This is a genomic window from Sphingomonas sp. NY01, from assembly GCF_038809135.1.
Classification (GTDB): domain Bacteria; phylum Pseudomonadota; class Alphaproteobacteria; order Sphingomonadales; family Sphingomonadaceae; genus Sphingomonas; species Sphingomonas carotinifaciens.
Map to the genome: position 1 here is coordinate 2,098,888 of NZ_CP101722.1, position 14,473 is coordinate 2,113,360.

10 protein-coding genes are annotated in these 14,473 nt (G+C 65.3%); 6 read left to right on the top strand and 4 right to left on the bottom strand.

Annotation, left to right across the window (positions count from 1 at the left end):
• Window positions 1-225 precede the first annotated feature (225 nt).
• Window positions 226-714 (top strand): DUF882 domain-containing protein, encoded by a 489-nt coding sequence (locus NPJ82_RS10235; protein ID WP_342658997.1) that lies wholly within the window; start codon window positions 226-228, stop codon window positions 712-714.
• Between the two features lie 139 nt (window positions 715-853).
• Here the strand turns inward: NPJ82_RS10235 and NPJ82_RS10240 are convergent, their stop codons facing one another.
• Complete coding sequence (locus NPJ82_RS10240) at window positions 854-1,540, bottom strand: glutathione S-transferase (RefSeq protein ID WP_342657287.1); 687 nt, start codon at window positions 1,538-1,540, stop codon at window positions 854-856.
• 123 nt (window positions 1,541-1,663) lie between these two features.
• Here NPJ82_RS10240 and NPJ82_RS10245 point away from each other — a divergent pair, with 123 nt between their 5' ends.
• Complete coding sequence (locus tag NPJ82_RS10245; protein ID WP_342657288.1) at window positions 1,664-2,545, top strand: alpha/beta hydrolase; 882 nt, start codon at window positions 1,664-1,666, stop codon at window positions 2,543-2,545.
• 133 nt (window positions 2,546-2,678) lie between these two features.
• Here the strand turns inward: NPJ82_RS10245 and NPJ82_RS10250 are convergent, their stop codons facing one another.
• Window positions 2,679-2,837 carry a hypothetical protein gene (locus tag NPJ82_RS10250; protein WP_342657289.1) on the bottom strand — a complete coding sequence of 53 codons (159 nt, stop codon included), beginning with the start codon at window positions 2,835-2,837 and terminating at the stop codon, window positions 2,679-2,681.
• Window positions 2,838-2,865: 28 nt separating this feature from the next.
• On the opposite strand from NPJ82_RS10250, the gene NPJ82_RS10255 reads away from it, so the two are divergent.
• From NPJ82_RS10255 to NPJ82_RS10265, 3 genes are all read left to right on the top strand, one after another.
• Entirely contained in the window at window positions 2,866-5,058 is a 2,193-nt protein-coding gene (locus NPJ82_RS10255) for a penicillin acylase family protein (RefSeq protein WP_342657290.1), read from the top strand.
• A gap of 645 nt (window positions 5,059-5,703) precedes the next feature.
• Complete coding sequence (locus NPJ82_RS10260) at window positions 5,704-7,836, top strand: TonB-dependent receptor (RefSeq protein WP_342657291.1); 2,133 nt, start codon at window positions 5,704-5,706, stop codon at window positions 7,834-7,836.
• Window positions 7,836-8,897: a PepSY-associated TM helix domain-containing protein gene (locus NPJ82_RS10265; RefSeq protein WP_342657292.1), complete on the top strand. Its 1,062-nt coding sequence runs from the start codon at window positions 7,836-7,838 to the stop codon at window positions 8,895-8,897. The genes NPJ82_RS10260 and NPJ82_RS10265 overlap by 1 nt, the downstream gene beginning before the upstream one ends.
• A gap of 240 nt (window positions 8,898-9,137) precedes the next feature.
• Here NPJ82_RS10265 and NPJ82_RS10270 read toward each other — a convergent pair whose 3' ends face one another.
• Window positions 9,138-9,896 (bottom strand): SUMF1/EgtB/PvdO family nonheme iron enzyme, encoded by a 759-nt coding sequence (locus tag NPJ82_RS10270; protein ID WP_342657293.1) that lies wholly within the window; start codon window positions 9,894-9,896, stop codon window positions 9,138-9,140.
• Window positions 9,897-10,012: 116 nt separating this feature from the next.
• Complete coding sequence (locus NPJ82_RS10275) at window positions 10,013-11,809, bottom strand: arylsulfatase (protein ID WP_342657294.1); 1,797 nt, start codon at window positions 11,807-11,809, stop codon at window positions 10,013-10,015.
• A 182-nt stretch (window positions 11,810-11,991) separates the two neighbouring features.
• Here NPJ82_RS10275 and NPJ82_RS10280 point away from each other — a divergent pair, with 182 nt between their 5' ends.
• Entirely contained in the window at window positions 11,992-14,400 is a 2,409-nt protein-coding gene (locus NPJ82_RS10280) for a TonB-dependent receptor (protein WP_342657295.1), read from the top strand.
• Window positions 14,401-14,473: the final 73 nt, after the last annotated feature.

Consider the following 14,473-nt stretch of genomic DNA (forward strand, 5'->3'; position numbering starts at 1 on the left):
GCACCACGGCACGGACGAATCTAGCACTTCCAGTCGGACTGAGCGAAGCGTTCCCCAACGGCAATCGGGCGAGTGGTTGAAGTTACGCGACAAATAACAGGCGGTACACGCGGCTTCCGCAACATCATGCTGTAAGGAGCGCACTCGCCTAAACCGGAACTGAATATGCCCAATACTTTGTTTTCACGTCGCAGTTTCCTCGGAGGCGGAACCACCGCACTGGTAATGGCCGCCCTCCCGCAACGGTTATCCGCCCGCACGCCGGAGCGTCGCCTTGCGCTGGTCAACGTGAACAACGGCGAGCGCTTCGACGCCTGCTTCTTTGCCAACGGCCACTATCGCGCCGAGGGTCTCGCCGAGCTCAACCATGCCATGCGGGATTGGCGCACGGGGGCGACGCGATCCATGGATCCCAAACTTCTCGACTTGCTGGTGTGCGTCCGCGACCGCCTCGATGTGGCGCCAAACAAGCCAATTAAGCTGATCTCCGGCTATCGCTGCCCCAAGACCAACGCCATGCGGCACGCGCGATCTCGCGGCGTCGCCAGCAACAGCCAGCACATGCTCGGCAAGGCGACTGATATCGCAATTCCGGGCGTGCCACTGAACCGCCTCCATGCCGCCGCCCTGTCGCTGCGAGGCGGTGGCGTCGGTTATTATCCGCATGACGGCTTTGTACATTTGGATACCGGCATTGTGCGCACCTGGGGGTGAGCGGAGTCCAGCTGCGGCTCTGACCCAGTAGCGGTCGTTCCGAGCGTCCTGCCGCTTCCCAAACCCGGGCGCTCATTCATCTCGGCGTCCGGCGCTTCCCAACCGCTCCGCGTAGCTGCCCCGCTAACCTTATGGGGGATCAGAGGAATGCGGGGAAGTCGGACCATACCCCGGCGTTTGCGGGCGGATCGACCTGCGCCCCGCCCTCCACGATGACAATCCGCTCGCCCGGACACCATGGCGCGACCCGGTACATGATCCGCTGGAACAGATCGGAGGCGAGGTGCGCCGCAAGCCACGCCTGCAAATGGGGCAGCGTCAGCGTGTCGAACCATTCCCGATCGACTGCGGCGAATTGCCGAACGAACGGCATGATCGCTGCATCAACGATACCCATTCGTATCCCGGCGAGCTGTCCCGTGGAGGCTAGGCGGGCATCGAGTTCTCGTAGGAACAAAAGGCCGAGATCGCGATGCTCGGCCGCGTTCGAACCATGGCGATCGGGATATTTATAACGGTCGAGGTGATGCTTGAAGCTGCCGTCGTTGCTGGCGATCAGGGCCAGATCGTCGCGCGCCAGCCAGTCGTCCGGGTCACGCAGCGACAACGCCCACCGCATGACCCCGAGACTTTGGTCGATCACCGCGCCCTCGGCGGTTCGCAGGACCGGCACGGTACCCTTGGGCGAAATCGCGAGCATCGCATCGGGCTTGGCCGAGAGGCGAACCTCGCGGAGTTCATAGCGCACGCCACTGACGACCAGTGCCAGTCGCGCACGCATTGCATAGGGGCAACGACGAAAGCTGTAGAGGATAGGGTCGGCCATCACCCGCTATGCGGCGCACGGGCGGCGTTTGAAAGGTGCGCGTGGCGTGCCCCACCCGGCGACGCCGGCTACGCTGCGGGGAAAAACGGGAGGACGCACGATATGATCCGGGGCAGGAATAGCATGAGGCGGCGCGGCGTGGGTTCGGTGATCGGCGCCTTGCTCGGGGCGCTTGCCACCTCCTGTTCGCCGCTTGGCGCCTTCGACAGGCTGGTGCCGAAGGATCGGGGCGGTACCCTGGTCGCCAAGGGGCTGGCCTATGGGTCGGCGCCACGACAGCGACTGGACGTCTACGCACCGCGTGGCGATTGCGGGCAGCCGCGACCGGTCGTGGTGTTCTTCTATGGCGGCAGCTGGAACAGCGGAACGCGGGCGGGCTATACGTTCGTCGGCCGCGCGCTGGCGGCGCAGGGGTTCGTGACCGTCGTCCCGGATTACCGGCTGGTGCCCGACGTCCGGTATCCGGGGTTCGTCGAGGACGGTGCCGCCGCCGTACGCTGGGTGCGCGCGAACGCCGACCGATATTGCGGCGATGGCCGCTCGGTCGTGCGGATGGGCCATTCAGCGGGCGCGTATATCGCCGCGATGCTGGCGGTCGATCCGCGCTGGCTGGGAGAGACGCGGTCGGTCGTGCGGGGGTTCGTCGGGCTTGCTGGACCCTATGACTTTGCACCGTTCGACGTGGATGCGAGCCGTGCCGCCTTCGGGCAGGTATCCAACCCGGCGGAGACACAGCCGGTGACATGGGCCGGAACCGGTGATCCACCCGCACTTCTGCTATACGGGGCCGAGGATACCGTCGTGCGTCCCCGAAACAGCGAAGCGCTGGCCGACAGGCTGCGCGCGGGCGGCGTTGCCGTGAAGCAACGGGCATATCCCAAACTGGGCCATGTCAGCATCCTGCTCGCGCTCGCCCGCCCGTTTCGCGGTCGTGGACCGGTCCTGGCGGATGTCGCGGGATTCATCCGGTCGACGGTGAACGTGGATGATGCCGATCGCCGCTGAGACCAAGTTAGATCAATGCTCGCAGAGGCCGATCCAGTTGCGGCCGTTCGACGCCTCGCGCCTACTTCCCAGAGCCGGTCATCCGTTCATCTTCGCTCCGCCAGCTCGAGAAGGCTAGAGCGACAGCGCCTTGCTACATGCTAACGGTGGTGCCATCCTTGCTCGCCAGCCGCACAGAGCGATTAGCGGCAACGTGTAAAGTCTGATTGCGCGCAACGGCGATCAGGTCGGTGAGCAGGCCTGGCTTAACCACGCCGAGGTGATCGCCCATCGTCAACCAACGCTTGGCCATGCCTCACTCCCCGTTCTAGGCTGGCGCCATGGTTTCCCTCCTTCTGCGCACACGCAATCCACTGATCTTCGCAGCCTTTTTAGCGACGACTGCCGCCGCGCGCGATCCCGACATGGCACGGTGGCAGACCGAGGCGGCACGGGTGACGATCACGCGCGACGATTGGGGCATCCCCCACGTGCGCGGCCGTAGCGACGCCGACGCGGTGTTCGGCATGAGCTATGCGCAGGCAGAGGACAACTTCGCCCGGATCGAGGCCAATTATTTGGCCGCGCTCGGCCGCACCGCCGAGGCAGAGGGCGAGCAGGCCATCTGGGCCGATCTGCGCCAGCGGCTGTTCGTCGATCCGGCCGAACTTCAGGCCCAATACGCCGCCAGTCCCGCCTGGCTGCGCACGCTGATGGACGCCTGGGCTGACGGGCTGGACTTCTACCTCGCGACGCACCCGCGGGTGAAGCCAAGGGTGCTGACCCGGTTCGAGCCGTGGATGGCGCTGAGCTTCACCGAAGGCAGCATCGGCGGCGATATCGAGCGCATCTCGCTCGCCGACCTCCAGACCTTCTACGGCCACCCGACCCCACCGACGCCGGAAGAGCTGGGGGCGGTCCCGCGTGAACCGTCGGGGTCGAACGGCATCGCCATCGCGCCGAAGCTAACCGCCAACGGCCGGGCGCTCCTCCTCATCAATCCGCACACCAGCTTCTACTTCCGCTCGGAAGCGCAGATGACCAGCAACGAGGGCCTGAACGCCTATGGCGCGAGCACCTGGGGGCAGTTCTTCGTCTACCAGGGGTTCAACGCTCACGCCGGCTGGATGCACACCTCCTCCACCGTCGACAATGTCGACCAGTTCGCAGAGGCAGTGGTGCGTCGCGGCGACGGCTGGGCCTACCGCTACGGTGGCGAGACGCGCCCGGTCGCGGCGCGCACGGTGATGATCCACTTCCGCCGGCCCGACGGCAACCTGGGCGAGCGGCGGTTCACGACCTGGCGAACGCATCACGGACCGATCGTCGCGGCAAAGAACGGTCGATGGATCGCAACCGCGCTGATGTGGCGGCCCGTCCCGGCGCTGGAGCAGAGCTGGCTGCGCACCAAGGCCACCGACCTCGCTTCGTATGTCGCGGTGGCCGAGCGAAAGGCGAATTCCTCGAACGACACGCTGTTCGCCGACGACAAGGGCAAGATCGCGTTCCTGATGCCGCAGTTCATGCCGGTGCGCGATGATCGATACGACTATACCCGCCCTGTCGACGGCAGTGATCCCGCGACCGACTGGCGAGGGCTGCACACGCTTGCCAGCTTGCCTAGCGTCACCAATCCGCGGGTCGGCTGGGTCCACAACACCAACGACTGGCCTTGGAGCGCAGCCGGACCTGAAAGTCCCAAGGCAGCCGATTATCCGCGCTACATGGATCAGGTCGGCGGCAACGCCCGTGGCGAACATGCCGACCTGCTACTGACCGGCAAGCGCGGCTGGACGCTCGAGCGGCTGCGCGTCGCCGCCTACGATCCTTATCTGCCTGCCTTTGCGCGACTACTGCCCGGCCTGGTCGCCGCCTGGCGCGCCCTGCCGGCGAACGACCCGCGCCGGCGCGCACTGGCCGCACCGATCGCCACGATCGCCCGGTGGGATCATCGCTGGAGCAGCGGCTCCGTCGCGACCAGCTTGGCTGTCTACTGGGGCGACCAGCTCTGGCGCGAGGTCGGCAGCTTGGCACAGGCGGAGCGGATCAACGTGCCCGACTACATCGGCACCCGCGTCGATGCCGCCGCCAAGCTCGCCGCGCTGGGAACGGCGGTCGCTCAACTGAAACGCGATTTCGGCAGCTGGAACACACCATGGAACGCGATCAACCGCTTCCAGCGGCTCGACGACGCCATCCGGCCGCACTTCGACGACGCGAAGCCGTCGACGGCGGTGCCCTTCACCTCGGCGCAATGGGGCAGCCTCGCCTCGTTCGGCGCGAAGACGTGGCCGGGAACGAAGCGCTACTACGGCACCAGCGGCAACAGCTTCGTTGCGGTGGTCGAGTTCGGCCCGCGCGTTAGGGCGAAGGCCGTGATGGCGGGCGGGCAGAGCGGTAATCCGGCCTCACCTCACTTTGCCGACCAAGTCGACCGATACGCCAGCGGTCGCCTTCGGCCTGTCTACTTCCACCCCGACGAGCTCGCCGGTCATGTTGAGCGGGTGTATCGTCCTGGTGACGGCGCTCATTGATCGCTGGCAACTGTGCTGAAAGCACGAGTGAAGAGGTGACCCAAAACCAGACATTCGCACCCTTCCCCTACGTCCCCCAACTTCAGACGCTTGTTCATCTTCACGTTGCGAGAACGTTGCGACCGATGAACTGCCCTGATGGCGGTAACGAGAATCAGACATGCTTCTCGGCGACGAGAAGGCGTCAAAGCAGGGAAAACGCCACGATGAGCAAGGAGGCGTTTAACCCCGGATTGCAGGCCGCACTCGACAAGCGCGCTGCTTTGCCGAGGACCGCGTAGAAACGGCGGAAACCTTGGAAGCTTTGGCTGAGGCTTGGCTACAGGTTCGCCCGGGTTACACCGCCCGATCAAAAAGCCGGTCATGCTCGCATTGATGTTGACGTGGTCGCCTCATTCAAGAACCATGCCCAAGACCGGGGATATCAGACCGAGCTCAACCCTGTGCTGCGCAGCTATGTGCTGGATGCACAGCCATGACGCGGGGTTACGACACCATCTATGCCGCAAGCGCGTGCAACGTGCGCAACGGTGTCCATATGGGCCGGTTCTTACGGCGCTACACACCGGTTCATACCAATCGCTATTGCGACACGGTTGCAGTTGTTGAGCGGGGTTTGTATCTGCCTCCGAAAGGGGAATTGGTATGAAGCTCGTACTCGGCGCTCTTGCAGTAAGCGTCATCTGGGTCACCGGCGCAAGCGCACAGGAGACACGGGATGGTGGCGAACCATTGGACAGCCGCCGGGAAGACATCGTCGTGACGGCCGCGCGGACAAACCTGCCCGCCAGTGCCCTGCCGCTGACGGTGGATTTAATCGATCGCGAGACGCTGTCACGTCAGGTCACGGTGTCTGGATCGGTGGTCGACGCGGTGTCGGCGCTGCTGCCCGCCTTCTCGCCCACGCGCGAGAAGATCACCGGCGTCGGCGAGACGTTGCGCGGTCGCTCACCGCTCTATGCCATCAACGGCATCCCGCAGACCACGCCGATCCGCGATGGTGCGCGCGACGGCTATATGATCGACCCCTTCTTCATCGACCGTATTGAGGTCATCTACGGTTCCAACGCGCTTCAGGGGATCGGCGCAACGGGCGGGGTCGTCAACCAGGTCACGGTGCGCGCGCCCCGGGAAAACGGCTGGAGCGGTCGAGCGCTTCTTCAGGGCAACAGCGGCGACGACTTCGCGGGTGCTTCACTTGGCGGCAAGGTCGCCGGCGTCGTCAATTTTCGCAGCGGACGGTTCGACGCCACCGGCGGCATCGCTTTCGAACGACGCGGAGCATTTCTGGACGGCCGCGGCAGGCGCATCGGCTATGATGGCAACCAAAGCGAGATACAGGACACCGATACGCTGTCCTTCTTCGGTCGCGTCGGCGTCGATGTGTCGGATACCGCCCGGTTCGAGGTCATCGCCAACCGCTTCCGGCTGCAAGGCAACAACCATTATGTGCCGGTAGAGGGCAGCCGTGCACGCGGCATCCCCGCGACGACCCGCCGCGGCGAAACGCCGGGACAGCCTTCCACCGGTGTCGCGCAGATGGTGTCGGCATCACTGACGGACGGCGATCTCGCAGGCGGCGCGTTCACGTTGCAGGGCTTCTACAACCGCACGAGCGACACCTTCGCGGGCGGCATCCTCGCAACCTTCCAGGATGCGCGGATCGCACCGGTCGGCACACTGTTCGAGCAATCGCGCAACGTGTCGCGCAAACTGGGCGGCAAGGTGAGCTACGAGCGCGCGGTTACCGGTTTGGAGGCGCTGACGCTTACCGCAGGGTTCGACGCACTGTTGGACCGCACTGCGCAGACACTGGTGCAGACCGATCGGGTATGGGTGCCGCAGACCGATTTCCGCAGCCTTGCCCCGTTCGGTCAGGCCAACCTCAGGTTGTTCAACGGCATCGTCCGGCTGGCGGGCGGCGTGCGGTACGAAAATGTGCGGCTCGACGTACCCGACTATACGACGCTGGCGACATCCGGCTCGCGCTTCGTCACCGGCGGCAAGCCGGCGTTCGACCGCGCCTTGTGGAACGGTGGCGTCGTGTTGGAGCCGATGAAGGGCATCCGTACCTATGGCAGCTATGCGGAGGGCTATACAATCGCCGACATCGGCCGTGTGTTGCGCGGGATCAGCCAGCCGAACGTGCGGATCGACGGGTTCCTCGACCTGACGCCGGTCATCTCAAACAACCGCGAGGTGGGCGTCGAGGTGACGCAAGGCCCGCTTGTCGCCAGCGCCACCTATTACTGGTCGTCGAGCGAGGCGGGACAGGTGCTGGTCCGCAATGACGACGGCATCTTCAACGTCAACCGTCAGCCGGTCGACATCGAGGGGCTGGAGCTAAACCTCGATGTTCGTATGCCATTGCCCGGCCTGAAGATCGGGACCGGCTACAGCCACGTCACTGGCCGGACGGACACCAACGCGGACGGTGCGCTCGACGCCGATCTCGACGGCGCCAACATCTCGCCCGACCGTCTGAACCTCAACCTCGACTATAGCAGCGGTCGCTTCAGCGCGCGTGCGCAGGGGCGCTGGTATTTATCACGCCGGTTTCAGGGGCAGCCGATCGCCAACGATTTCGTCGGCTACCGTTTGTTCGATGCCTATGGCGCCTACGAGCTGCCGGTCGGCCGGGTGATGCTGAGTGTCCAGAACCTGGGCAATACCGACTACGTCACCTATTACAGCGATACGCAGGGGCCAACCGACAATGCCCGCTTCTACACCGGGCGGGGCCGCAATTTCACGCTGAGCTGGCAAGCCGGCTTGTGATGCGCACGCTATCGCTGCTTCACCGCTGGATCGGCGCGATCGGCGGCCTGTTGCTGGCCATGCTGGGGCTGACGGGAACGCTGCTGGTATGGCGAGACGACCTGACGTTCGTAGCCCATGCCGGCGATCCCGTCCGTCCCGATCTCGCGACCCTGGCGCGGATTGCGACGACGCTAGCGGAGGGATCACGACCGGTCGACCGCATCACCTTTGCCGGCGATGGCCTGGGCGTCCATCAGGTCATCTTCGCGGACGGTGGCGGCGCCTATCTGAGCCAGGCTGGTGAGACGGTCGCGCGCTGGTCCTCCTCGTGGCAGCGGCCCGAGCTATGGATGTTTGACCTGCACCACCGGTTATTGATCGGCGATGTCGGCGAAGCTGTGACGGGTGTCGCCGGTCTGATCGGTCTGTTTTTCGTCGTGACGGGGATCATCCTGTGGTGGCGGACGCGCAGTCGCTTTCAGTTTCGGCTCTGGCCGACAACGATGAAGCCCGGCGCGATCGTCCATCACCATCGCGACATGGGTGTCGTAACCGCACCGCTGCTGATCGTATCGCTGGTGACGGGGGCGCTGATGGTCTTTCCTGTACTCGGTGGCCCGCTCCTGGCGGAATCACGTCCGCGACCGCCGAGCGTCGCCTCGGTCCAAGAGCGAAATGCTCGCGCGGATCTGACGCCGTTGCTCGTCAGGGCCGCCAGCATGTTTCCGGGTGCCGAACTTCGCCGGCTGCAATGGCCTCGAAAGGCAGGCGCGCCCCTCGTGCTGCGACTTCGCCAATCGTTCGAATGGACACCCAACGGGCGAACATTCGTCTATGCTGATCCGTCCACGCTCGCGATTGTCGGCCGCGCCCATCCGGCGACGCGTGACGCTGCGGCCTCTATCCGCGAGAAGCTCTATCCGGTCCATGCTGCCAAGACCGGCGGTATCCTATGGAAACTGGCGATGAGTGTCTCCGGCCTTGCGCTAGCACTGCTCGGTAGCCTTGCCGTTTACGGGTTCGGGCGAACGCAGTGGAATATCGGTCAAGCAAAACGCAAGAAGCGGAGAAGACGCTGACACGTTGTCGGCCTGCTGCATACCACCGACATCACGATCCTAAGCTTGCCAGACTAACGAACGACCCATTGCTGGTCATTCCCGCCACTTTTGGAACGTGCCGAAAGCCGCCGCACGTTTAGTGAAAAAAATTCACTTTTCGATCACCGAAAACGTTACACAACCTAGGGTTCAGGTAAAGCGGAAGGCGAAGATTGCGTGATCCGTCTCCTCATATAGCATTTCGCAGGTACATAGTATCTAGGATCGAACTTCATCAGTAGGCTTGGTGTAGACCACTCGAAATCCGATGTGCGATGTCGGCAAGTCACGTTCCTGCGCCTGGTAGGCAGCGGGGCGGAAATTGGCGCAATAGTTCATCGCGCAAAGAAAGCTGCCGCCCTTCACCAGCCCCATCGCGGCGTTGCCTGCGACCCATTCCCAGACATTGCCGACCATGTCGTAGATGCCCAAGTCGTTCGGCTCGAAGCAACCCACCGGCGCGATACCGGCATAGCCGTCATCGCCGGTGTCGCGGATCGGGAATACGCCTTCCCATACATTGGCGCGCGGCTTGCCGTTCTTGAACGCCCAACTCAGTGGGTCGCGCCCCGCGTGCTGGGCGCCGCGGGCGGCGTGTTCCCACTGCGCGCTGCTGGGCAGCGTGCCTCCGGCCCAACGGGCATAGGCAGCCGCATCATCGCGATCGACATGGACGACTGGGACATCCGCCTTGCCAGCCAAGTCGCTGCCGGGCCCCTCCGGATGCCGCCAGTCCGCGCCCTTGACGAACCGCCACCAGCGCGACGCATCGTTGAGGGATACAGGCTCGGTGGGCGACACGAACAGCGCCGAGGCGCCGTCTCGCTCAGCGCGCGTGACATGCCCGGTCGCCGCGACGAAGTCGGCGAACTGGCGATTGGTCACTTCGTGCGCATCGATCCAGAAGGCATCGACCCTAGTCGCCTCGCCCGAACGACCCGGACCATCCTCGCCCAGCAGGACGGTTCCTGCCGCCACGAACCGGCGCGTATCAACCGTCAGGCAGCGGGCGGACGGAGACAAAGATCGGGGCGGTGTACGGGCGCCGACAGTGGTCGCGGCGACGAGTGCCAGCAATAGCGCGGCCCGACCTCTCACGGCCGCGCGCCCGGCGGCGTTGCCGGTGCCGGATCGGCAGCCGGCAGCGGCACCACCCCCTTGGCCCTGGCATAGCCGTCATAGGCCGCGACCAGTTCGGCAAGCCGCGCCGGCTGTTCCGTCGCGAGATCGCGCGTCTCGCCGGGATCGGCCGCAAGGTCGAACAGCTGCCAGCGGCCGGTGCTAACGCCCTTGCGCGTGTAGCGATTGGTGCCGGCCGGCAAATACACCACCTTCCAATCGCCCTTGCGCAGCGCACGACGGAAGAAGAGTTCGTAACCGAGCGTATCCGTCGGGCTGCGCACCGCGGCAGCGCCGCCGGACAGGACCGGACGCAGGCTACGCCCCTCGTGCGGCAGGATCGCGTGGCCGGCGAACTGCGCGGGCTGTTTCAACCCGGCATAGTCGAGCAGCGTCGGTGCCACGTCGCGCACGTCGAGATTGGCGGTGGCGATGCGTCCGCCGCCGCCGCTCACGCCCTTGCCCGCGGCGAAGGCACTGACGCGGATGCCGCCCTCGGTCGTATAGCCCTTGACCAGCCAGGACGGCACCGAATTGGCCTGCGCCCAGCCGGGGCCATAGCCGACATAGCTGGTCGGCTTGCCGATATTGGCCAAGCTGTTGTCGATGCCGAGCGCGGGATCGGGCGCCTGCGGCGCGTCCGGACCGCCAGGTGGCGGCGTGTCGCCCGGCCTGGCGACCTTGAACCGCGGGCTCGGCGCCTCGATCGCGTTGCCCTCCGGCCCGTTGTCGGAGAAGAACAGGATGATGGTGTCGTCGTAGCGGCCCTGCGCTTTCAAGGCAGCGATCACCCGGCCGACATTCTGGTCCATCCGGTCGACCATCGCCGCATAGACCTCCATCTTGCGCGCCTCAATCGCCCGCTCCCCGGCGCTCAGCGACGCCCAGGGGCGGACCTGCTCGGTGACGTGCGCGACCGCGTCGGCCGGCACCAGGCCCAGCTGCTTCTGCCGCGCCAGTCGCGCGGCGCGCAGCGCCTCGTAACCCTGGTCGTAGCGGCCCTTGTACCGCGCAATTGTCTCGTCCGGCGCCTGGAGCGGCCAGTGCGGCGCAGTGAAGGGCAGATAGGCGAAGAAGGGCCGTCGGTCCCCCGCCTTCGCCGCGGCGTCGAGATAGCCGATCAGCCGGTCGGCGAAATAATCGGCGGAGAAGCTCCCGACCGGCAACGCGGCCGGCTTGCCGTCTTCGCGATAGCTGGGGGCGAGCCCCGCCTTGGCCCAGCCCTCGTTCTGGTCGGCGCCGAAATGGTTGGACAGTCCCTGTAGCAGCGCGAAGCTGTGCTCAAACCCGCGTGCCGCCGGCTCGCGATCGGGGGTCAGGCCCAGGTGCCACTTGCCCGCCATTACCGTCGCATAGCCGCCCGCGTGCAACAGCTCCGCGATCGAGGCGACTCGGTCGTTGAGATAGCCCTCGTAACCGGGCCGGCCGCGCGTGGCATCGCTCAGCAGCTCGGCCATCGTTCCCAGTCCAGCCTCGTGATTGTCGACCCCGCTCATCAGCATCGACCGGGTTGGCGAGCAGGTCGGCGCGGTGTGGAAGCCGGTGAAGCGGACGCCCGACAGCGCCAGCGCATCGAGGTTCGGGGTCGCGATCTCACCGCCGAACGCACCCAGGTCCGACCAGCCGAGATCGTCGGCGACGATGACGAGGAAATTGGGCGCGCCCTGCGGCGCCGGTGCCTGGGCCGGGGCGGGCGCAGCCGTCGCAGTGGCGTAGACGAACACAATCAGGGCCGGAATAGCGGCGGCTGCCAGAAATCGAATGCGGCTCATATCTGCTCCCGTCGATGTCGCGCGTGCAACGTACACGCCTGCATAACCCTAGGTCAGGGAACGACAATAAAGATTCTCTACCAGATCGATGGGAATTAGTTCGTTCGTTTCGGTAGCGCAGCTTTCTAGCCATACGGACGCGGCGTCGCCGCATCCCGAGCCACCGATCCGAAAGACCGTTCATGCCGCATCGCATTCGCCGCGCAGGCCGCGCCGTCCTCCTTCTCGGTGCAGCATTCGCCGCCATGCCGGCCGTCGCGCAGGAGGCGTCAATCATCGCCGATCAGGGCTCGGGCAGCACACCCGCCGAGACGGCGGGGGGCAGCGCGGAGGCCGGTGCCGGCGAGGATATCCTCGTCACCGCCCGTCGCCGCACCGAGAAGAGCCAGGACGTGCCGATCGCGATCAACGCGTTCGGCGCCGCGCAGATCGAATCGACACGCACCTACAATCTTCGCGACCTGCAGCAGCTGACCCCCAGCCTTGTCGTCACCAACACCAATCCGCGCAATACCAGCATCAACATCCGCGGGCTGGGCAACAACGTCGCCGTCTATAATGACGGGCTGGAGCCGGCGGTCGGCGTCTATCTCGACGGCGTCTATCTGGCGCGCCCCGGCCAGACCGTGTTCGACCTAGCCGACCTGGAGCGGATCGAGGTGCTGCGCGGGCCGCAGGGCACGTTGTTCGGCAAGAACACCTCGGCGGGCGCGGTGGTGGTGACAACCAAACAGCCGACCTTCGATTTCGAGGGCGGCGGCGACGTCAGCATCGGCAATTACGATTTCCGCCAGTTGCACGCCTACATCTCCGGCCCGCTGACCGATACGCTAGCGGCGCGGCTGTTCGTGTCGAAGACCGATCGCGACGGCTTCACGCTCAACCGCTTCGACGGGCGCTATGGCCAGAGCTTCCACGACCTGAATCTACGCGGGCAGCTGCTCTACAAGCCTACCGACCGGCTGACGCTGCGCATCATCGGCGACTGGGGTTGGCAGAGTTCCTTCACCGCCAGCAGCATTCTGCTGGGCGCGATCCGCAGTTATGCCAACGGCACGAACTTCGTAAACAACTATTACGACCGCGCCGCCCGCCTGGGCTACACGCCGGTTCCCGCCGATCCGCGACTGCGGACGACCGACGTCGACGCCGATCCGCGCTATCGGATGAACCAGCACGGCCTCAACGTGACGACCGATCTGGATCTGGGCGCGGCGACGCTGACCTCGGTCACCGCCTATCGCGCGTGGAACTGGTACCCGCATAACGACGGGGACAGCACCAGCCTGGATGCCGGCGCCGATTTCCACCAGAGCAACGAGCAGAAACAGGTCAGCCAGGAACTGCGCGTCGCCTCCAACGGCGACCGCCGCGTGGATTACGTCGCTGGCCTCTACTATCTCTACCAGTCGATCGAGGCGGAGGCGGTGAACCTCTATGGCATCCGCGCAGCCGACTGGTTCCTGCCGCCGACGACCAATGCGACCGTCGGCGCCGCGGCACTGAATGGCTACAACGTCGTCAGCCACTCGCGCCCGGTCACCGACAGCTATGCCGCCTTCGCGCAGACGGTGTGGCACGTTGTGCCCGGCGTCGATCTGACCACCGGCCTGCGCTACACCTACGAGACGAAATCCGGGTATTTCGACCAGGGCGCGACCGGCGCCTCGCTCGTCGCGCTGACGCCGGCGCAGCAGGCGGCGGCGCAGACGATCCGCTCGCGCTACGGCATCGCCAATTATTACCAGGCGGAGACGAAGGCAGGTCGCCTGTCGGGCCAGGCGACGCTGTCGTGGAAGGTCGCCGAACCGCTTCTGACCTATGTCACCTATGCGCGCGGTAACAAGTTCGGCGGCCTGAATTTGGCTAACATCACCACGACCGGTCAGTTCGCCGCCAACCCCGTCATCCGCCCGGAGACGATCGACAGCTACGAGGCCGGCGCGAAGACGACCTGGTCGGGCGGGCGCGTGACAGCCAACATCGCCGCCTTCTGGACCGACGTGAAGGATTACCAGACCACCATCGTCGATATCGAGCGCAACGGCGTCAGCTTCTTCACCAACGCGGCCAAGGTCCGCACCCGTGGGTTCGAGGCGGACTTGCGCGCCGCGCCGACGCGCTGGCTCAGCCTTTACGCCTCGGGCACCTACGACGATGCGCGCTACATCTCCTACGCCAATGCGCCCTGCCCGATCGAGATCACCGGCCAGGCGATCTGCAACCTGAGCGGGCGGCCGCTGCCGGGCGTGTCCAAATGGGCGGCCTCCACGGGCGGCGAGGTGCGGGCGCCACTAGGCCTGACTGGGGCGCACGATACCGAAATGTATCTAGGATCCGACTACAGCTATCGCTCGGCGACCAACACCAGCGCGAGCCTCAGCCGCTATTCCGCCATCCCGTCCTATGACCTGATTAATATCCGTTTCGGCATCCGCACGCTGGACGGCCTGTTCGACATCCAGTTCTGGGGCCGCAACATCACCGACTCGACTTATTTTCTTTCGCGCGGCGCGGCCAATACCGGCGCGATCACCGGCACTCTGGGTGATCCGCGCACCTATGGAGTGACGCTGCGAACGAAATTCTAGCTTTGTGTCGCCTCTTCGACCCAGAAATGGCCATCCAGCAGCGTCAATTCGGGACCGCAAAGCGGACGCCCGT